This window comes from Mesorhizobium sp. P2_F8 (assembly GCF_056403655.1).
Map to the genome: position 1 here is coordinate 38,710 of NZ_JBFUFB010000011.1, position 20,960 is coordinate 59,669.

13 protein-coding genes are annotated in these 20,960 nt (G+C 62.0%); 2 read left to right on the top strand and 11 right to left on the bottom strand.

The annotated features are described in order from the left end of the window. Window positions 1-115: 115 nt before the first annotated feature. The 7 genes from AC1DZP_RS25245 to AC1DZP_RS25275 all read right to left on the bottom strand — a co-directional run bounded on the left by AC1DZP_RS25245 (window position 116) and on the right by AC1DZP_RS25275 (window position 7,658). Entirely contained in the window at window positions 116-766 is a 651-nt protein-coding gene (locus AC1DZP_RS25245) for a YiaD family glycine zipper/OmpA-like lipoprotein (RefSeq protein ID WP_095090696.1), read from the bottom strand. Between the two features lie 153 nt (window positions 767-919). Next, window positions 920-1,288 (bottom strand): GFA family protein, encoded by a 369-nt coding sequence (locus tag AC1DZP_RS25250; RefSeq protein WP_095091674.1) that lies wholly within the window; start codon window positions 1,286-1,288, stop codon window positions 920-922. A 136-nt stretch (window positions 1,289-1,424) separates the two neighbouring features. Next, window positions 1,425-1,799: a hypothetical protein gene (locus AC1DZP_RS25255; RefSeq protein WP_477306143.1), complete on the bottom strand. Its 375-nt coding sequence runs from the start codon at window positions 1,797-1,799 to the stop codon at window positions 1,425-1,427. A gap of 192 nt (window positions 1,800-1,991) precedes the next feature. Continuing rightward, window positions 1,992-2,411 (bottom strand): GFA family protein, encoded by a 420-nt coding sequence (locus tag AC1DZP_RS25260; RefSeq protein ID WP_477306145.1) that lies wholly within the window; start codon window positions 2,409-2,411, stop codon window positions 1,992-1,994. Window positions 2,412-2,476: 65 nt separating this feature from the next. Further along, window positions 2,477-3,608, bottom strand: a protein-coding gene (gene prfB / locus AC1DZP_RS25265) for a peptide chain release factor 2 (RefSeq protein ID WP_477306147.1) whose coding sequence is annotated in 2 segments (ribosomal slippage) — window positions 2,477-3,541 and window positions 3,543-3,608 — 1,131 coding nt in all. Because the reading frame shifts where the segments join, the coding sequence is not laid out codon by codon here. 117 nt (window positions 3,609-3,725) lie between these two features. Further along, a complete protein-coding gene (locus AC1DZP_RS25270) occupies window positions 3,726-6,182 on the bottom strand; it encodes a penicillin-binding protein 1A (protein WP_477228494.1) in 2,457 nt (818 codons plus the stop codon). 213 nt (window positions 6,183-6,395) lie between these two features. Next, window positions 6,396-7,658 carry an N-acetylmuramoyl-L-alanine amidase gene (locus AC1DZP_RS25275; RefSeq protein WP_477306149.1) on the bottom strand — a complete coding sequence of 421 codons (1,263 nt, stop codon included), beginning with the start codon at window positions 7,656-7,658 and terminating at the stop codon, window positions 6,396-6,398. A 653-nt stretch (window positions 7,659-8,311) separates the two neighbouring features. Here AC1DZP_RS25275 and AC1DZP_RS25280 point away from each other — a divergent pair. Beyond that, window positions 8,312-11,293 carry an Rne/Rng family ribonuclease gene (locus AC1DZP_RS25280; RefSeq protein WP_477306151.1) on the top strand — a complete coding sequence of 994 codons (2,982 nt, stop codon included), beginning with the start codon at window positions 8,312-8,314 and terminating at the stop codon, window positions 11,291-11,293. 139 nt (window positions 11,294-11,432) lie between these two features. On the opposite strand, the gene AC1DZP_RS25285 is transcribed toward AC1DZP_RS25280, so the two are convergent. The 4 genes from AC1DZP_RS25285 to AC1DZP_RS25300 all read right to left on the bottom strand — a co-directional run bounded on the left by AC1DZP_RS25285 (window position 11,433) and on the right by AC1DZP_RS25300 (window position 19,362). Then, complete coding sequence (locus AC1DZP_RS25285; protein WP_477306153.1) at window positions 11,433-14,186, bottom strand: beta strand repeat-containing protein; 2,754 nt, start codon at window positions 14,184-14,186, stop codon at window positions 11,433-11,435. A 122-nt stretch (window positions 14,187-14,308) separates the two neighbouring features. Then, a complete protein-coding gene (locus AC1DZP_RS25290) occupies window positions 14,309-17,074 on the bottom strand; it encodes a beta strand repeat-containing protein (RefSeq protein ID WP_477306155.1) in 2,766 nt (921 codons plus the stop codon). A 205-nt stretch (window positions 17,075-17,279) separates the two neighbouring features. Continuing rightward, window positions 17,280-18,209, bottom strand: a complete 930-nt coding sequence (locus AC1DZP_RS25295; RefSeq protein WP_477306156.1) for a glutaminase — start codon at window positions 18,207-18,209, stop codon at window positions 17,280-17,282. A gap of 4 nt (window positions 18,210-18,213) precedes the next feature. Next, on the bottom strand, window positions 18,214-19,362 hold the full coding sequence (locus AC1DZP_RS25300) for a pyridoxal phosphate-dependent aminotransferase (RefSeq protein ID WP_477306158.1): 1,149 nt from the start codon (window positions 19,360-19,362) through the stop codon (window positions 18,214-18,216). A 145-nt stretch (window positions 19,363-19,507) separates the two neighbouring features. Between AC1DZP_RS25300 and AC1DZP_RS25305 the strand changes: the two genes are divergently transcribed. Then, window positions 19,508-20,902: a M48 family metalloprotease gene (locus AC1DZP_RS25305; protein ID WP_477306160.1), complete on the top strand. Its 1,395-nt coding sequence runs from the start codon at window positions 19,508-19,510 to the stop codon at window positions 20,900-20,902. Window positions 20,903-20,960 lie beyond the last annotated feature (58 nt).

The following is a 20,960-nucleotide window of genomic DNA, read 5'->3' on the forward strand; positions in this document are numbered from 1 at the left end:
GGGAAACTAGTTAGTTAGAACTAGCTAATTCTCTGAGCGCCAATCTGCGCCGGCATCCGCTCAAACAAAAACGGCCCCATATATGGGGCCGTTTTGCATTCGCTTGCCGGACAGATCAGGTGAGCGGCGACAGCTGGATCTCGACGCGGCGGTTCTGGGCGCGGCCTTCGGCCGTCGCATTGGATGCGATCGGCCGTGTCTTGCCGAAACCGGTGACGGCGAAGCGGCGCTGATCGACACCCTGACCGGACAGGTAGTTGGCAACCGCCAGCGCGCGCCGCTGCGACAGATCGAAATTGTGCTGGTCGCCACCGGTCGAATCGGTGTGGCCGAAAACGTCGACCGTGGTCTGCTTGAACTTCTTCAGCACCAGCGCGACCGAATTCAGCACCTGGTAGAAGCCGGGCTTCACAGCATCCTGATCCGTGTTGAAGGTGATGTCGGACGGCATGTTGAGGATGATCTGGTCGCCGCTGCGGGTGACGCTGACACCGGTGCCCTGAAGCTGCCGGCGCAGTTCGGCCTCGTTCTGGTCCATGGTGGCACCGATGGCGCCGCCGGCAAGCGCGCCGATACCCGCGCCGATCAGTGCGTTGCGGCGGTCGTTGCCGCCGGCCAGCAGGCCCAGGCTGGCACCTGCCAGGGCGCCAAGACCGGCACCCGCGGCTGTGTTGGAAATCTTCTGGTCGCCCGTGTATGGATCAGTGGTGGTGCATGCGCTCACAAGCAAAGCCGTCGCCACAACGACGAGCACAGTCTTTTTCATAGGATCGTCCCTCTCCAGGTCACGCCACTGCGATGGCGCCAAATCAGCCCTTCCCGCGACTTGTAACATGAAATGCGGCGAAAAGCGGAACGGCAAAAGCTACCGCAACGGCTTTTCCCCGACGCCGATTGGCCGGGTCGCCCCCATAGCGGGCTACCAGAGATTCTTGCCGTCGATGACGACCACTTCGACCTTGTCGAGATCGAAATCATCGAAGAGCCGCGAATTGACACTGATCTTGGGATTGTCGAAATCCGGCTCGCCAGTCGACCAATCCGGCGTCTCCGTGAAGGTGCCGCAGCCGCATGTGGCGCAAAAACCGTGCTTGACGGTTTTTGATCCCCATTGGTAGACGGAAACGTTCTCAGGCGGGCTGGTGAGCTTGAATTGCGACGGGACGTAATACGCCCAGAGCGAGCCGCGTTTCGAGCAGAACGAGCAGGTGCATTGCGTCACCGTCTGCGGCGCCTGCGAAACCTCGAATGTCGTCCCCTTGCAATGACAGCTTGCCTTGATGGTCATCAACGAACTCCTCCTGTCGCCCACCGCCTCGTGCGGCAAAGGCAGCATAAAGAGGCGCTCCTGACAACTCTCTGTCAGCAGAGGCGCCAGACGGCGCGCCGTCTGAACCTTCCATTCTAAATCCAGACCAGAAGGCCTAGAAGGACGACGGCGGCACGAACAGGCAGATGGTCTTGCCGGCATCGAGCCCGGCTTCATGGGCGCACCAATGGAATTCGCCGTCGGGCGAATCCTTGATTCGTCTGTCGCTGTAGGCCAACACCTCCCCGGTGTCCTTGATCACATAACCTTCCGGGCGCTCGCTGATCGAGGTTTGCGACACCTCGTGGCAATCGTAATTGGCGCAGCAGGCGAACGGATAGCTCCAGCCTTGCGGCTTCGCCGCGGTCGGCTTGGCATCATGTGCCAACGCCGGGGACGACAGCATTGCTATCATTGGAATTGCAAGCAGGGATAACAGAAGTCGGCCGGCCGGTCGAACGGCTTTGGCCGATCTGGGTGTGGCAGACATGGAAACGTTCCTTTCAAACGAGCCATCAAGCGTTTCGCTTGCCCGTTCCCTGAACGTCTCTTCCCAGCGGCCGGATCGTCAGCTAGCAGATATGCCGCGCCCAGCCATAAATGCTTTTGTCTCCCCTCAATGCGGTGATGGTGAGCGCAAATGTGAGTCGGCGCAAGAAATTGCTACGTGGCAGACCGACGCCTATTCGTCGACAGATCCGGCAATCACGTGCTCTTGATATTGCGGCAGGTCGTCGGTGATGGTGAACCAGCCCGCCTTGGAGCCCACGAAGATATGGGCGGACGGGCGGATCGACGGATCGTCGGCAAGGGTTCCCATCGCCACGTGGACGAAAGCCCCTTCGCGAACCAGCGAATAGAGCAATGAGCCGCACAGCCCGCAATGCGCATCATGGCCGCTTTGATCGCCGAAGATCAGCAGCTTGTCCTCGCCCCCGCTCAAGGCAAATTTTTCGCGCTCGATACCGGCGAACGGCTTGAAGGCGGAACCCGTGGTTCGTCGGCAATTGGAACAGTGGCAGTTGGCCGCGTAAACAAACTCGTCCCGAACGGCGTATTGCACAGCGCCGCACAGACATTTTCCGACAAGCTTGCGAGCCATCGTCCTATCCAGGTCTATGTGGGCCCGCGGTACTGGCCACAATTTTCGGGATCATGCAGCCGGGATTAATCCAGATCCGCCACCGCTTCACCCGCACCGCCCTCGATGCGCTGCGACAAGGAGGCCTCCATGAAATCGTCGAGGTCGCCATCGAGCACGCTCGACGGGCTGGTGCTCTCGACGCCGGTGCGGAGATCCTTCACCAACTGGTAGGGCTGCAGCACATAGGAGCGGATCTGGTGACCCCAGCCGATATCGCTCTTTGACGCTTCGGTGGCGTTGGCAACCGCCTCGCGCTTCTTCAGCTCTTCCTCGTAGAGGCGCGAGCGCAGCATCTCCCACGCCTTGGCCTTGTTCTTGTGCTGCGACCGTTCGGCCTGGCAGGCGACCGCGATGCCGGTGGCAAGGTGGGTGATGCGCACCGCCGAATCGGTGGTGTTGACGTGCTGGCCGCCCGAGCCGGACGATCGGTAGGTGTCGATGCGGACATCGGATTCGGACACGTCGATCTCGATCGTGTCGTCGATGACCGGATAGACCCAGATGCTGGCGAACGATGTGTGACGGCGCGCATTGCTGTCATAGGGCGAAATACGCACCAGGCGATGAACGCCCGATTCCGTTTTCAGCCAGCCATAGGCGTTGTGGCCCTTGATCAGCAGCGTGGCGGACTTGATGCCGGCCTCTTCGCCGTCATGCACTTCCAGCACCTCGACCTTGAACCGGCGCCGCTCGGCCCAGCGCGTGTACATGCGCAAAAGCATCGAGGCCCAGTCCTGGCTTTCGGTGCCGCCTGCGCCGGCATGGACTTCGAGGTAGGTATCATTGGCGTCGGCCTCGCCCGACAGCAGCGTCTCGACCTGGCGGGCTTTCGCTTCGCCCTGCATCGAACGGAGCGCGGCTTCTGCCTCGGCGATGACGCCCTCGTCGCCCTCTTCCTCACCGAGTTCGATCAGCCCGATATTGTCATCCAGCGCCTGCGTCAGGCCTTTCACCGAGGCGATACCTTCCTCAAGGCCCTGCCGTTCGCGCATCAGCTTCTGCGCTTCCAGCGGTTCGTTCCAGAGGCTGGCGTCCTCGGCGCGCACGTTGAGGTATTCAAGCCGCTTTATGGCCTGATCCCAGTCAAAGATGCCTCCTCAGCAGGGTAATCGCCTGCCTGATCTCGTCGACAATATTCTGCGTTTCCGCGCGCATGGCTGGCTGTTCTGTCCTGTTTGATGAAATCGGTCGGCGCGATACATAGGGAGGCCGCCGCCGGCTGTAAAGCAAAATGGGCCGGCGCAAGGCCAGCCCATCCGCTCATGAAAATCGTCAGTAGAGGCCGCCGCCGCCGGACTGGATGGCCTGGTTGGCCTGCGGCGATAGTGCACCGCCGGTGGCATTAGAGCCGTCGGCGCCCATGCCGATCACCCAATAGCTGTCGGCAGGCCCGGTACCCGGCTTGAAGGCTTCGATGATGGTGCCGGGATCGCCCGAAGCGGCACGCATGCCGGTCTTGCGATTGATGGCGATCAGGTTCATGCCTTCCGGCACCTTGAAGTCGACATTGGGCGTGCCATCCAGCGCCACCCGCATGAAGTCCTTGAAGATAGGTGCCGCGAGACCACCACCGGTAGCGCCATGGCCAAGGCCGCGCGGCGTGTCGTAGCCCATGTAGAGGCCAACGACGAGGTTGGGCGTAAAACCGATGAACCAGGCGTCCTTTTCGTCGTTCGTCGTCCCGGTCTTGCCGGCGATGTGGCGGCCGAGTTCGCCGATGGTGGCGCCGGTGCCGCGCTGCACGACACCTTCCATCATCGAGGTGATCTGATAGGCGGTCATCGGATCGAGCACCTGCTCGGAATTGTCGACCAGTTCCGGTTCCGGCTGGTTCTGCCATTCGGGCGCATTGCAGCCCTGGCAGCCACGTTCGTCCTGCTTGAACACCGTCTTGCCGTAGCGGTCCTGGATGCGGTCGATCAGCGACGGCTTGATCGACTTGCCGCCGTTGGCCATGATCGAATAGGCCGACACCATGCGCATCACGGTCGTTTCGCCGGAGCCCAGCGCCATCGGCAGATACGGCGCCAGATGATCGTAGACACCAAAGCGCTCGGCGTATTCGACGACCAGCTTCATGCCCATATCGTTGGCAAGCCGTACCGTCATCAGGTTGCGCGACTTCTCGATGCCGGAGCGCAACGTCGCCGGACCAGCAACGGTGCCGTCATAGTTCTTTGGCGTCCAGGTCGTGTTGCCGCTCTGGATGGTGATCGGCCCGTCCATGATCACCGAGGCCGGCGTATAGCCATTGTCGAGCGCGGCCGAATAGACGATCGGCTTGAACGAGGAGCCTGGCTGGCGCATGGCTTGCGTCGCGCGATTGAATTCGGACTGCGCGTAGGAGAAACCACCGACCATGGCCAGCACGCGGCCGGTATGCGGATCCATGGCGATCAGGCCGCCCTCCACCTCGGGAACCTGGCGCAGGCTGTAGGCGCCATCGGCGCCATCGTTCTTCTGCACGAAGATGACGTCGCCCGGCTTCAATACGTCCGCCGGCGACTTGGCCTTGACGGTCTTGCCGTCGACCAGATGACGCATGGCGAAACCCATGTCGTCCTTGCTGACGGTGCCTTCGACGCGTTCCTTGACGATCTCGCCCGACGCCTGGCGCGCCGGCTGAAGGCCGATCGACAGGCCGGTCTCCGAACTGTCTAGCACTACGGCCAGCGACCATTCGGGGACATCCTCCAGCCCCTTGACGTTGCCCAGCGGCACGCCCCAGTCGCCGGACACGTCGATGGTCGTCACCGGTCCGCGATAACCGCGCAGCGTGTCGTATTTCATCAACCCGTTCTGCATCGCCTTGCGGGCAATCAGCTGAACCTTCGGATCAAGCGTCGTGCGGACGGAAAGGCCGCCTTCATAAAGCGCATTCTCACCGTAACGGGCGATGATCTGGCGGCGCACCTCCTCGGTGAAGTATTCGCCGGCGAAAAGATAGGTGCCGTTGCGGCGCGGCGTCACGCCCAGCGGCTCGGCCTTGGCCTTGGCGCCTTCCTCACGCGTCACGTAGCCATTCTCGACCATCTGGTCGATGACCCAGTTGCGGCGCTCCAGCGCGCGATCGGCATGCTTGAAGGGATGGTAGTTGTTCGGCCCCTTCGGCAGCGAAGCCAAATAGGCGGCCTCGGCCACGGTCAGCTCGTTGACCGACTTGTCGAAATAGGTCAGCGCCGCACCGGCGACGCCATAGGCGCCGAAGCCGAAGAAGATTTCGTTGAGGTAGAGTTCGAGAATACGATCCTTGGGGTAGGCCTGCTCGATGCGGAAGGCGAGGATCATCTCCTTGATCTTGCGCTCATAGGTCTGGTCCGAGGACAACAGGAAGTTCTTCGCCACCTGCTGGGTGATCGTCGAGGCGCCGACCTGGCGCTTGCCTGAGCCAAAATTCTGCAGGTTGACGATGATGGCGCGGCCAAGGCCGGTCACGTCGATGCCGGGGTGGTTGTAGAAGTTCTTGTCTTCGGCGGACAGGAAGGCTGCCTTGACGCGATCCGGTATGGCCTGGATCGGCAGGTACAGGCGCCGCTCACGGGCATATTCGGCCATCAGCGCGCCGTCCGACGCATGGATGCGGGTGGTCACCGGCGGCTCGTATTTGGCCAGCACCTCGTAGTCGGGCAGGTCCTTCGACAAATGGCCGATGTAGATCGCAACGCCCGCCGCGACCAGAAGGGCCAGCGTCGTGCCGATGCCGAAAAAATAGCCAATGAGACGAATCATACCCGCTCCAGTCCTTGGTTCGGGAATTTCCTAAACGAAGCCGCCTTCCGCGCAAGCTTTCGAGCCGGTCCCAATCCGCAATCGAAAACTCATGTCGCCACCATGTGGACAAAATACGGCAATGCCTGAATTCGTGACCGCAGGCCGTAAATAAAGGCAACAGCTGTTGTCGCCGCGCAACGCTGCCCCTGGTTGTGGGCGACGCCGAGCATGTCAGCCCCCGGTTCCGGCTCCGGTCTTGGCTGACGCGAATAGCGCGACGGCATTGGTTATACTCTGAGCCGCCTTGCCGCGCCAGTCGGCGTTGAGCAGCTGCGCCTCGTCCTTGGCATTCGAGAGATAACCCAGTTCGACCAGCACGGATGGCACGTCTGGTGCTTTCAGCACCTTGAACCCCGCCGAACGCTGCGGATTGTTGATGAGGCCGACGCTGGTCGAAAGCTGGCCGACCAACGTGTGGGCGAAGCTCATCGAGAAATTGTGCGTTTCGCGGCGGATCAGGTCGATCAGGATATCGGTGACTTCCTTGCTGTCGTTCTTGATTTCCATGCCGGCGAACTGGTCGGAGAGATTTTCGCGGTCGGCAAGCGCCTGCGCCTCGGGATCCGAAGCCTTGTCGGAAACGGTGTAGACGGTGGCTCCGCGAATGCCCTTGACGCTGATTGTGTCGGCATGAATGGAAATCAGCAGATCGGCCTCGTGCTGCCGGGCAATGCGTACGCGATCATCCAACCGCAGGAACTCGTCGGTATCGCGCGTCATGAACACATCGTAGTTACCGACGGCCGCCAGCTTGTCGCGCAACTCGGTGGCGAAGGCGAGCGTGACGTTCTTCTCGATGGTGCCGTTCAAGCCCTCGGCGCCGCCGTCGATGCCGCCATGGCCCGGATCGATGACGACAGTGAAGCGATGGCCCGGATTGGACACCGGTCCGGTGCCGACCCGCGCTCCCTTGTCGGTCGAGACCGTCGATCCGGTGGTCAGCGCCTGATTGGCAAGTGCCGCGTCGAACTCGCGAGCGGAGGCTGCCGAGATGTCGATGGCGATGCGGTAGCCGGTTCCGTCCTCGTTCTTGAGCACATCGAGCTTGTCGACGGCGAACGGTCCCTTGCCGGTGAGGATCAGCCGCGAAACGCCCTCGCCGAGCGCGCCAAGGCGCACGCCCCTGACCAGGCCGCGCGCCTTCAAGTCCTTGGCGTCAATGGCGAATCGCGTATTCGCAAGATCGATGACAAGACGATTGGGACCGCGCAGCAGGAACCATTTGACATCGGGTTCGCGGTCGAAATCCATGACGATGCGCATCTTGGTGGCATCGCCCGCCATCTTGTAGCCTTTTGCCACCAGCGGTGCGTCGGCGGCATTGGCAACGGAGGACGAGGCGGAAGAGATCGCCAGCAACAGCAAGAGGCAGAAGGCACCGATGATCCGGCCGCCAACACGACATCCCTTGTCTGTGGAGTCTGCCAGTCCCATCTGTCTTCCAGTCGCTCCCGGTTTGGCGCCAGGCGCCCGTCGTTTCGTCGAAGTGCCGGTTAGGCCGCGAACTCGATTAACGATTGGTATCCAGAGAAGGTTAACCAAGCCTTTTCATGCAAGGGTCGGAGCCTGTTCTTACGTTACGGAACTGCTTTTTGCCGGCATCGGAAATCGGGGTTGCCTTCCACCCCGCCAAATCATAAAAGCGATACTGGATCACTGCAATCCTGGAACCGCCCTCCTCCGCAGCTTCCTGCTACAGGGTTAGATGAAAGGCGGCTCCTTTCGCTTCACGCGAAAAGGGTTCAGGTGATCGCGACGAAATTTCGCAGGTGTGCGCCCGTGGCGGGGGAATCGCCTGCGTGAGGAAAACGGCCGGGTTTGTTCCCGCGCCGGCTCTGTATGAGCAAACAAGCTGGTCCGGTTCGTCCGGGCTTTGGTTCAAAAGGTTCTGCTGGTGACGATGGCTTCAAGCGCAATCATGGAAAGGTCCGCATCAAACCGCGCCATTATGGCTGCGGGCGGCACCGCCATGGCGCTCAAGCGGCGGCCGGCGGACGTTAAATTATCCGGCACCCACACTCCAGACACGCAGCAGCGGGCTTTGCCTCGCAAGCTGCGGCTGACGGCTGCCGGGGGGAAACGAAATAATGCCCAACAAAATGCTGATAGACGCCTCCCACCCGGAGGAAACACGCGTTGTCGTCGTTCGCGGTAACCGTATCGAAGAATTCGACTTTGAATCCCAGGACAAGAAGCAGCTCAAAGGAAACATCTACCTAGCCCGCGTAACGCGCGTAGAGCCCTCCCTTCAGGCAGCCTTTGTCGAATATGGCGGCAACCGTCACGGTTTCCTCGCCTTCAGTGAAATACACCCCGACTACTACCAGATTCCGGTCGCCGACCGTCAGGCACTGCTGCGCGCCGAAGCGCAGGAGGCCGAAGACGAGGAGGACGAGGATGGCGACGGCGATGATCGCCAGAGCCGCGATCGCGGGCGGCGCGGACGCCGGCGCGGTGGCAAGAGCCGCGACCGTGGTGAACATAGGCGCGACGCAGGCGCGGCCGGCGAGAGCGAAGGCTCCGGCGAGGCAAGCGAAGGCGGCGACAATGGCGATGTCGTTGTCGAGGAGATCTCTCACACTTCCGAGATCATCGAACACGCGGCCGATGCGTCCGAACATGTTGATACGTCCGAACATGCCGATACTTCCGAACATGCCGATGCGTCCGGGCATGACGAAGGTTCTGCCGAGCAAGACGAAACCGAAACGCGCGACGGCGGCCCGACGTCGATCGCCGCCTCGGTCGAAGCCGATGTGATTTCCGAAGCCGTTCCGCAAGCGGAAGGCAGCGAAGCGCCCTCAGGCGACAATGATCGCGGCATGCTCGAGGAGGTGCAATCCTCGCACCCGGACGACCACGAGGTCGAATCGGTCGGCGCCGAGGATGCGTTGGAAGAAGTGCGCAACCGCCGCAAGCCTGTACGCCGCCAGTACAAGATCCAGGAAGTGATCAAGCGCCGCCAGATCCTGCTGGTGCAGGTCGTCAAGGAAGAGCGCGGCAACAAGGGTGCTGCCCTCACCACCTACCTGTCGCTTGCCGGCCGCTATTCGGTGCTGATGCCGAACACGGCGCGCGGCGGCGGCATTTCGCGCAAGATCACCAGCGCGGTCGACCGCAAGCGCCTCAAGGAGGTCGTTGCCGATCTCGAAGTGCCGCAGGGCATGGGCGTCATCCTGCGCACCGCCGGCGAGAGCCGCACCAAGGCCGAGATCAAGCGCGACTACGAATATCTGATGCGGCTTTGGGAAAATGTCCGCAGTCTCACCTTGCAATCGACGGCCCCTGCGCTCGTCTATGAGGAAGGCAGCCTGATCAAGCGCTCGGTCCGCGACCTCTACAACAAGGATATCGACGAGATTCTTGTCTCCGGCGAGGAAGGCTACCGCGAAGCCAAGGACTTCATGCGCATGCTGATGCCGAGCCACGCCAAGGTGGTTCAGCCGTTCCGCGACACGACGCCGATCTTCGTGCGCAATGGCATCGAGGCGCAGCTCGACCGCATGCTGCAGCCGCAAGTGACGCTGAAGAGCGGCGGCTACATCATCATCAACCAGACCGAGGCGCTGGTCGCCATCGACGTCAATTCGGGCCGTTCCACCAAGGAGCACTCGATCGAGGACACGGCACTCCACACCAACCTGGAAGCGGCCGAGGAAGTCGCCCGCCAGCTCAGGCTGCGCGATCTCGCCGGCCTGATCGTCATCGACTTCATCGACATGGAGGAGAACCGCAACAACCGCTCCGTCGAAAAGCGGTTGAAGGATCACCTCAAGAACGACCGTGCGCGCATCCAGGTCGGCCGCATCTCGCATTTCGGCCTGATGGAGATGTCACGCCAGCGCATCCGCGCCAGCGTGCTGGAATCGACCATGAAGCCCTGCCCGCATTGCGGCGGCACGGGCCATGTGCGGTCCGATTCGTCGGTCGCGCTGATGGTGGTGCGGGCGATCGAGGAATTCCTGCTCAAGGATTCGCGTAGCCACATCACGGTGCGGACGCCGGCGGCGACCGCGCTCTACGTGCTCAACCACAAGCGCGGCACGCTGGTGGAACTGGAAAGCCGCTTTGGCCTGACCATCACCGTCGAGGCCGACGATTCGGTTGGCGCGCAGCACTATGCGATCTTCCGCGGCGCGCTGGCGGAAAAGCCGGAAGGCTTTGTCGAGGTGCGTAGCCTGCCGGCCTATGTCGAACCGGATGAGCCCGAGGACGAGATCGTCGTCATCGAGGAAGACGACGAGGCGCCGGTACAGGCTGAGCAGCCACGCCAGCAGCAGCCGCAGCAACAACAGCCACGGCCTGCCGCCGGTGGCGAAGAAGGCGAAGGCCGCGACCGCAAGCGCCGCAAGCGCCGGCGGCGTCGTGGCGGCAAGGACCGCGACCGCGAACACGGCGCACCTGCGGACGGGTCTTCCGTCTCCGCACCGGCCGCTGAGTTCTCCGGCTCGGCAGCCACTGCCAGCGACAGCGACGCGGAAACAGATGACGACGCTCCTCTCGGCGTTGCCGAAACGTCCGAGACGGTTGAGGCTTCGGATGAAGGCCAAGGCAAGAAGCGCCGGCGTGGCAAGCGCGGCGGCAAGCGCAATCGTCGCGAAGACGGTGAAGGCGAGGCCGAGGCAAGCACTGGCGAAACGGTCGAAGCACTCGACAGTGAAGTGGCGGAAAGCGTGACGGTCTCCAGTGAGCCGGTAGTTGCCGAACCGGCCGAAGAGCCAGTGGCGCTTGCTCCGGCCAATGACGACGCGCCGAGCACGGAAAAGCCGAAGAAGCCACGTCGTGCCGCCAAGCCGAAGAAGGCCGCGGTCGAGGTCGTCGCCGAGGAGCCAGCTGCTGCCGGAGCGGTCGCAGAGGTACTGGCCGAGACGCCGGCCACGGCGTCCGACGAGGCAGCGGCAGCGACTGTCGAGGAGGCGCCGAAGGTCCGCCCGTCACGGCGCAAGCCGGCGGCAGTGGATGCGCCGGTCGTGCCGGTGGTGTCTTCGACGGTTGCCGACGAACCGGCGGCCAAGACCGAGGACAAGCCGAAGCGCGCCGGATGGTGGCAGCGGAAGGGGTTTTTCTAAGCCTTTCAGCCGCTTGACTTGATTTCTTGACAAAAAGAATCCCGCGCCAGTCGGAAGACGGCGCGGGATTTTTCATATCTGGCGTTCCGGCTGGCCGCGAAGTTTCGTTGACGGATCGAAACCGAAGTGCCTTCTGACCTTACGCCACGACGAAATCGGCGTTGGTCAGCGCCAGGTTGGCGGCCAGTGTGGCGAAATGGGTCGAGCCGCCAGCGGCACTGCCGTTGCTGTCATAGGTGAGCCAGCCGGTGTCGGTCTCGTAGATGATGTGATCGTTGCCATCGCCGGCAAGGCCGGTGGTGTTCTTGACGAAATGGTCCGCTGTCAGCGTGCCGTTGCCGCCAAGCGCGGCAAAGATGGCATTCTCGACCCGGATGGTGTCGTCGACCACCGAGAAGTCGGTGATGCGGTCGACATTGGTCGAGGCATTGAGCGCAGTGGTGAAGACGAAGATGTCCTGGCCGGTGCTGCCGGACATCGTGTCGTTGCCGCCCCTGCCGTCCAGCACGTTGTTGCCGGAATTGCCGGTCAGCGTGTTGGCCAGGCTGTTGCCGGTGGCGTTGATCGAGGCCGCACTGCGCAGTGCGACGTTCTCGATGTTGCCCGTGAAGTGATTGCCATCGCCAAGGTTGATCGAGATATAGCCATTGACGATATCGGTGCCGTCGGCGCCGGCGGTGCTTTCACTGACGATATCGCCGACGTTGTCGACGAAGTAGGTGTCGTTGCCTGCCCCGCCTTGCATGGTGTCGGCACCTTCCTTGCCATCCAGCGTGTCGTTGCCGCCAAGGCCGATCAGCGTGTTGGCACCCGAATTGCCGGTCAGCGCGTTGGCCAGGCTGTTGCCGGTGGCGTTGATCGAGGCTGCACTGCGCAGTGCGACATTCTCGATATTGCCCGTGAAGTGGTTGCCATCGCTAAGGCTGATCGAGATGTAGCTGTTGACGATATCGTTGCCATTGGCGCCGGCGGTGCTTTCACTGACGATATCGCCGGCATTGTCGACGAAGTAGGTGTCGTTGCCGATGCCGCCTTGCATCGTATCGGCGCCCTCCTTGCCGTCCAGCGTATCGCTGCCGTCAAGTCCGATCAGCGTGTTGGCGCCAGAATTGCCGGTGATGACATTGGCGAAGGAATTGCCGGTGCCGTTGATGTTCGCCGATCCAGTCAACGTCAGGTTTTCCAGTTCCTGGCCGGAGAGATTGAAAGAGATGGAGCTGTTGACCGTATCGGTGCCCTGACCATTAACCTCGATCACATGATCCCCGGCATTGTCGACGATGTAGGTGTCGTTGCCTTGCGCTCCGCTCATCGTGTCGGCGCCGCCGAGCCCGTCGATGACGTTGTTGCCGGAGTTGCCGGTGATCACATTGGCGATCGAGTTGCCGGTGCCATTGACATTGCCGCTGCCGATCAGCGTCAGTTTCTCCAACTCCTGGCCCGAGAGGTTGAAGGAGATGGTGCTGTTGACTGTATCGATGCCCTGACCATTCACCTCGACCACATGGTCTCCGGCATTGTCAACGAAGTAGGTGTCGTCGCCGGTACCGCCGCTCATCAGATCGGCGCCGGCATCGCCGCTGATCGTATCATTGCCGTCAAGGCCCGACAGTGTGTCGTTGGCGTCGCCGCCATTGATGTGGTCGGCGAAGACATTGCTGCCTTGCCAGATGTCATCGGCGGCGGTGCCGACAAAGACGGTCGGGTCGAAGATCGCGGCGCGGACCCAAGAGCCGCCGTCGCCGCCATCATAGGAGTCCCAGGTGAACACGAGGCGGCCATCGGCCAGCGCCGTGATTGCCGGGTAAAACTGGCTGTTCGCTGCCGTCGAATTGACGATGAAGTCGCTGCCGGCCGCTGAACCGTCGGCGTTGTAGACGCGGGCGCGGATGCAGCTGCTATCGCCGTCGCCGGCATCATAGGAATACCAGGTGGCCACAAAGCGGCCGTCGGCCAGCGCCGTGATTGCGGGGCTAAGCTGGGCGTCGGTTATCGTCGAATTGACGATGAAGTCGTTGCCAACCGCCGAACCGTTGGCGTTGTAGAGACGGGCGTGGATGCCGCTATCGTCGCCGGTGTCGTAGGACTGCCAGATGGCCACGAAGCGGCCATCGGCCAGCGCCGTGATGTCGGGGGCACTATGGACACTATAGCTGTTGGTTATCGTCGAATTGACTATGAATTCGTTGCCGGCCGCAGAACCGTCGGCGTTGTAGACGCGGGCACGGATGCCGTTGGCGCTACCGTCGCCACTGTCGTAGGACTGCCAGGTGACCACGAAGCGGCCATCGGCCAGCGCCGTGATCGCGGGGACAAACTCGGTGTATGTTGCTGTCGTCGAATTGACGATGAAGTCGTTGCCGGCCGCTGAACCGTCGGCGTTATAGAGGCGGGCGTAGATGTAACTGCCGCGGATGCTACTGCCCTCGCCGAGGTCATAGGACTCCCAGGTGGCCACGAAGCGGCCATCGGCCAGCGCCGTGATATCGGGGGAATTCCCGCCACTCGTTGCCGCCGAATTGACGATGAAGTCGTTGCCGGCCGCAGTACCGTCGGCGTTGTAGATTCGGGCGCGGATGCAATTGCCGATGCCGTCGCCGTGATCTTCTGACTGCCAGGTGGCCACAAAGCGGCCGCCGTCCAGCGCCGTGATTGCAGGGCTATACTGATCGCCCGTTGCTGTCGAATTGACGATGAAGTCGTTGCCGGCCGCTGAACCGTCGGCGTTGTAGAGGCGGGCACGGATGCACAAGCCATCGCCATCGCCGGGGTCATAGGACATCCAGGTGCCTACGAAGCGGCCGTCGGACAGCGCCGTGATCGCGGGGCCAAACTGACTGCCCATTGTCGTCGAATTGACGATGAAGTCCTGTCCGATACGTCCAATGGGCATGACTCGTTCTCTTTCGCTGCAGGCAGGGTTTAAAATGGCCAGCCGCCAGCATGGCATTGGCTGCACCTAAAGGTTGCATCAGAGTATCCCGTCCTGGTCAAGGACTGATGGTACTTCTGACCTTACACCACGACGAAATCGGCGTTGGTCAGCGCCAGGTTTGCGGCCAGTGTAGCGAAATGGGTTGAGCCGCCGGCGGCACTGCCATTGCTGTCATAGTAGAGCCAGCCGGTGTCGGTCTCGTAGATGATGTGGTCGCTGCCGTCACCGGCAAGGCCGGTGGTGTTCTTGACGAACTGGTCCGCCGTCAGCGTGCCGTTGCCGCCAAGCGCGGCAAAGATGGCGTTGTCGACCCGGATGGTGTCATCGGCAACCGAGAAGTCGGTGATGCGGTCGACATTGGTCGAGGCATTGAGCGCCGTGGTGAAGACGAAGATGTCCTGGCCGGTGCTGCCGGACATCGTGTCGTTGCCGCCCCTGCCGTCCAGCACGTTGTTACCGGAATTGCCGGTCAGCGTATTGGCCAGGCTGTTGCCGGTGGCGTTGATCGAGGCCGCGCTGCGCAGTGCGACGTTCTCGATGTTGCCCGTGAAGTGGTTGCCATCGCCAAGGTTGATCGAGATGTAGCCATTGACGGTGTCGGTGCCGTTGGCGCCGGCGGTGCTCTCACTGACGATATCGCCGGCATTGTCGACATAGTAGCCATCATTGCCCTGAGCACCTCTCATCGTGTCGGCGCCACCTTTGCCGTCTAGCTGATTGTTTCCGGAATTACCGGTCAGCGTGTTGGCCAGGCTGTTGCCGGTGGCGTTGATCGAGGCCGCACCGAGCAGCGCGACGTTCTCGATATTGCCCGTGAAATGGTTGCCGTCGCCAAGGTTGATCGAGATAAAGCCATTGACGGTGTCGGTGCCGTTGGCGCCGGCGGTGCTCTCACTGACGATATCGCCCGCATTGTCGACATAGTAGCTGTCGTTGCCCTGAGCGCCTCTCATCGTGTCGGCGCCACCCATGCCATCCAGCACATTGTTGCCGGAATTGCCGGTCAGCGTGTTGGCCAGGCTGTTGCCGGTGGCGTTGATCGCGACCGCACCGAGCAGCGCGACATTCTCGATATTGCCCTTGAAGTGGGCGGCATCGCCAAGGCTGATCGAGATGTAGCCATTGACGATATCGGTGCCGTTGGCGCCGGCAGTACTCTCATCGACGATATCCCCGGCATTGTCGACGTAGTAGGTGTCGTCGCCGAGGCCGCCTTGCATGGTGTCGGCGCCGCCCTTGCCATCCAGCGTGTCGTTGCCACCAAGCCCGATTAGCGTATTGATGCCTGAATTGCCTGACATGATGTTGGCAATCGAGTTGCCGGTGCCGTTGATATCACCCGTGCCCGTCAGCGTCAGGTTTTCCAGTTCCTGGCCGGAGAGATTGAAGGACACGGTACTGTTGACTGTATCGGTGCCCTCGCCATTGGCCTCAGTGACATGATCGCCGGCATTGTCGACCCAGTAGGTATCGTTGCCGATGCCGCCTTTCATTGTATCGGCGCCGGCACCACCGTTGAGGACGTCGTTGCCCGCATCGCCGCTGATCGTATCATTGCCGCCAAGACCCGACAGCGTGTCGGCGCCGTCGCCGCCGTTGATGTGGTCGGCGAAGACATTGCTGCCTTGCCAGACGTCATCTGCGGAGGTGCCGACAAAGATGGTAGGATCGAAGATTTGAGCACGAATGCAGCCGCTGCTGCCATCACCACTGTCTAATGACTGCCAAGTGACCAAGAAGCGGCCATCGGCCAGTGGCGTGATCGCTGGGGTGTACTGATCACTGCTTGCCGTCAAATTGACGATGAAGTCGCTGCCGGCCGCTATGCCGTCGGCATTGTAGACGCGGGCGCGGATACAGGTGCCAGAGCCGTCGCCGGTGTCATCGGACTGCCAAGCGGCCACGAAACGGCCATCGGCCAACGCCGTAATTGCTGGGTTAACCTGATAGCCCGTTGTTGTCGAATTGACGATGAAGTCGCTCCCGGCCGCACTGCCGTCGACATTGTAGATTCGGGCGCGGATGCAGGCGCCGCTGCCGTCGCCAATGTCATCGGACACCCAAGAGGCCAAGAAGCGGCCATCCGCCAGCGTCGTGGTTACTTGGGCATTCTGATAGCCCGTTGTCGTCGAGTTGACGATGAAGTCGTTGCCGGCCGCACTGCCGTCGACATTGTAGATTCGGGCGCGGATACAGGAACCAGAGCCGTCGCCGATATCAAAGGAAGTCCAAGTGGCCACGAAGCGGCCATCGGCCAGCGCTGTGATCTCTGGTTCGACCTGATAGTCGTGCGTTGCCGTCGAATTGACGACGAAGTCGCTCCCGGCCGCGCTGCCGTCGACATTGTAGATTCGGGCGCGGACGCAGGCGCCGATGTCGGTATCAGTGTCAGTTGACTCCCAAGTGACCACAAAGCGTCCGTCACCCAGCACCGTGATCGCTGGGTTAAGCTGATTGCCCGCCGCTGTCGAATTGACGATGAAGTCGTTGCCGACCGCATTGCCGTCGACATTGTAGATCCGTCCGCGGATGCAGAGGCCATCGCCATCGCCGGTGTCATAAGACTGCCAGGTGGCCACGAAGCGGCCATCGGCCAGCCCCGCGATCGCTGGGGCATTCTGATAGCCCGTTGCCGTCGAATTGACGATGAAGTCGCTGCCTATCGCCTTGCCGTCGACACTGTAAATTCGTCCGCGGATGCAGATGCTATCGCCGTCGCCGGTGTCATAAGACTGCCAGGTGGCCACGAAGCGGCCATCGGCCAGTTCCGTGATCGCTGGGCTAACCTGACCGCCGGTTGCCGTCGAATTGACGATGAATTCCTGTCCTACGCGTCCGATGGGCATGACTCGTTCTCTTTCGCTGCAGACAGGGTTTGAAACAGAAGACTGCGTCAGGGGACCCGTCTTGTTCAAGGACTGGTGCTACCCATTTGCAGTCGCCACCAACAAGAACGGACGACATTACTGTAGTCAAGGCAGTTTTTGCAGATTTACCCGGTGGGCATGAAGTTTATCGGTCGAGCGGCGTTTCCGTGAACAATAGACCGCTCTACGGCGCGAAGATCGACCAGTTCATCATCCTGGCCAGCTTTTCCAGCGCGATCGAGCCCAGCTTGGAATTGCCGTTGGCGTTGAGGCCGGGCGACCAGACGGCGAGCGAGGCTATGCCCGGCACGATGCCCAGTATGCCGCCGCCGACGCCGCTCTTGCCGGGAATGCCGACGCGGAAGGCAAAGTCGCCCGAGCCGTCATAATGGCCGCAGGTCAGCATCATGGCGCCGATGCGGCGCGCCCGCTCGGCCGACACCACGCTATGTCCGGTCGCCGGATTCTTGCCGCCATTGGCGAGGAAGCGGCCGGCGAGCGCCAATTGCCGGCAGCTCATGGCGATGGCGCAGTGGTGGAAATAGACACCCAGCGCCAGCTCCGGCGCATGGTTGAGATTGCCGAAGGATTTCATGTAGTTGGCAAGCGCGAAGTTGCGATAGCCGGTGGCGCGTTCGGAGGCCGCGACCTCGCGGTCGATGATGATGGTCTCGTCGTCGGCCAGGAACTGGATGAAGCGCAGGATTTCGCCGATCGCCTCGCGCGGCTGGTGGCCGGCAAGCAGGATATCGGAAACGACGATGGCGCCGGCATTGATGAACGGATTACGCGGAATGCCGTTCTCATGTTCGAGCTGGACGATCGAGTTGAACGGATTGCCTGACGGCTCGCGTCCGACCCGCTGCCACAGCGCATCGCCGACGTTGCCGAGCGCCAGCGTCAAGGTGAACACTTTCGAGATGCTCTGGATCGAAAAGGCCTGATCGGCGTCACCCGCCATCAGCACGCGGCCGTCATTGGTGACGGCGGCAATGCCGAACTTCTTGGGGTCGACCTTGCCGAGCTGCGGGATGTAGGTGGCAACAGCGCCGCGATCGGTGCGTTCGGCCATTTCGGCGGCGACTTCGGCGAGCGCCTGTTCGAGTTCGGGCATGGTGCTACCTCAACCAGCGTTCAATGCGCGCCATCGCCTCGACCATCTCGTCGTGGCTGCCGGCATAGGAGAAACGCATCGTGCGGTGCCCCGCCTGGGTGTCGAAGTCGCGGCCGGGCGTCGCCGCGACATGCGCCTGCGCCAACATCTTTCGTGCGAAGGCCATGCTGTCGTTGGTGTGCCTGGTGACATCGCAAAAGGCATAGAAGGCGCCGTCCATCGGTGCCGCCAGCGGAAAGCCGAGTTCCGGCAGGCGTTTCATCAAGAGCTCGCGATTCCAGGCGTAGCGGCCTTTCACCGCTTCCAGCTCCTCAGTCGCCTTGAACGCCTCGATCGCGGCGATCTGCGACAGTTCCGGCGGCGAGATGTAGAGGCTTTGGGCGACGCGTTCTACCGGCCGCACCAATTCTTCGGGCAACACCATCCAGCCGATGCGCCAGCCGGTCATGCAATAGTATTTCGAGAACGAGTTGATCACCGTCACGTCGGCGCCATAGGCAAGTGCGGTGGTGTCAGGGGCGGCATAGGCCAGCCGATGGTAGATTTCATCTGATATCACGGCGATGCCAAGTTCCTGCGCCGTCCTCACCAAAGCCGCCAGTTCATCGGCCGGTATGACCGCCCCGGTCGGATTGGCCGGACTTGCAAACAGCACGCCTTTCAGCGGCTTTTCGCGATGCGCGGTTTCAAGATGGCCGGCATGCAGGTAGGCGGCGTCGCCGAGTTCGATCTCGACCACGTCGATGCCGAGCGCGGCCATGATGTTGCGATAGGCGGGATAGCCGGGCGCGGCGATTGCGACGCGGTCGCCCGGATCGAACATCGCCAGGAAGGCAAGGTTGAAGGCGGCCGACGATCCGGTGGTCACCGCGATCCGGCTCGGTGAAATATCGAGGCCATAGTGATCGGCGTAGTGCTCGGCGATCGCCTTGCGCAGCGCGGCGAGGCCGAGCGTGTCGGTGTAGCCGATGCGTCCGTCCTGCAAGGCCTTGGCCGCCGCCGCGCGAACGCCGATCGGCGCAGGGTCGGAGGGCTGGCCGACGGCCATGGAAACAACCGGCACGCCCTGGGCCTTCAGGCGGTTTGCCTCGGCCAGAATGTCCATGGCGTGGAAGGGCTCGACATTGCCACGACGTGAGAGCGAAACGACCATTTAACCAGTATTCCCGATGGTTGAAGGCGCCAAACTCGGGCGCATGCGCCGCACAAATGCCCGATTGATGTGAGGATCACAAGTTGAGGAAGTTTCCGGCGCCGACTTTTCATCTTTCGCCCGCTCGTCTACCAGTGGAACCATCATGTTGAGCCGACCCAGATCGACGATTGCCCGGACAGCGCGCGTCTTTGCGACGCTTTCGCTTGGCGTTGCCGTCGCGTTGGCGGATTCGGTCAGCGCCTTCGCCCAGAACGTGCCTGTGGTACGCGACGCCGAGATCGAGGCGCTGGTGCGCGACTATGCGCGGCCGATCTTCAAGGCGGCTGGGCTGGCGAACGACGGCATCGACATCGTGCTGGTCAACGACCAGAGTTTCAACGCCTTCGTCACCGGGCGCCGGCTGTTCATCAACACCGGCGCGCTGATGACGGCCGAGACACCCAATGAGATCATCGGCGTCATTGCGCACGAAGCCGGCCATATCGCCGGCGGCCACCAGCAGAAGCTGCGCGAACAGCTCGAACGTGCCAAGACGATGGCCATCATCGCCACATTGCTAGGGGCCGGCGCCATGGTCGCCGGTGCCACCACCAACAGCCGCGGCCTTGCCGGCGCCGGCATCGGCATGGCGGCGGGCGGCGGCGAGATGGCGCAGCGAAGCATCCTCGCCTATCAGCGCACCGAGGAGATAACCGCCGACCGCTCGGCGATCACCTATCTCAACGCCACCGGCCAGTCCGGCATGGGCATGCTGAAGACGTTCCACCGTTTCCAGACGGCGCTGTCGCTGTCGGGCGCTCAGGTCGATCCTTACCGGATCAGCCATCCGATGCCGCAGGACCGCATCGCCAATCTCGAAGTGCTGGTGAAACAGAGCCCCAATGTCGACAAGGTCGACCCGCCGGCGCTGCAGCAGCGGCACGACATGATGCGCATGAAGATCGCCGTCTATATGGAAGGCCAGGCGGGGTTGGCGCGGCTGATGCGCAAGATGCCCGGCAGCCTTGCCGCACAATATGGCGATGCCGAGTCGACGTACCTGTTCGGCAACATAGCCACCGCGCTCGCCAAGACCAATGCACTGATCAAGGCGCAGCCGAAGAATGCATATTTCCAGGAACTGCGCGGCGACATCCTGATGAAGGCGAACAAGCCCAAAGAGGCCGCGGATGCCTATGCCAAGGCAGTCAGCCTCGACCCGGCGCGGTCGGGATTGCTGCCTGTCTCGCTTGGCCAGGCGCTGATGGCCGTCGGTACGCCTGAATCCCTCAAGAAAGCCGTCGTTCAGATCAACAATGGTCTGCAGCGAGACAAGGAAAATGCGGCCGGTTACCGCTACCTTGCACAGGCCTATGGCGAACTGAGTGACATACCGGGCGCAGAACTTGCCACCGCCGAAGGTCATTTCTATTCCGGCAACTATAAGGATGCTAAGATCTTCGCCATGCGGGCACAGCAGCAGATGAAGCGCGGCGAACCGCGCTGGCTTCGCGCCCAGGACATCATAAACTACGCACCAAAGACCAAGATCAAGTGAACCTTCCGGCGGCACGCTGCGACACAGTCAGACGAACCGGGCCGGAAAAACAGGTAGA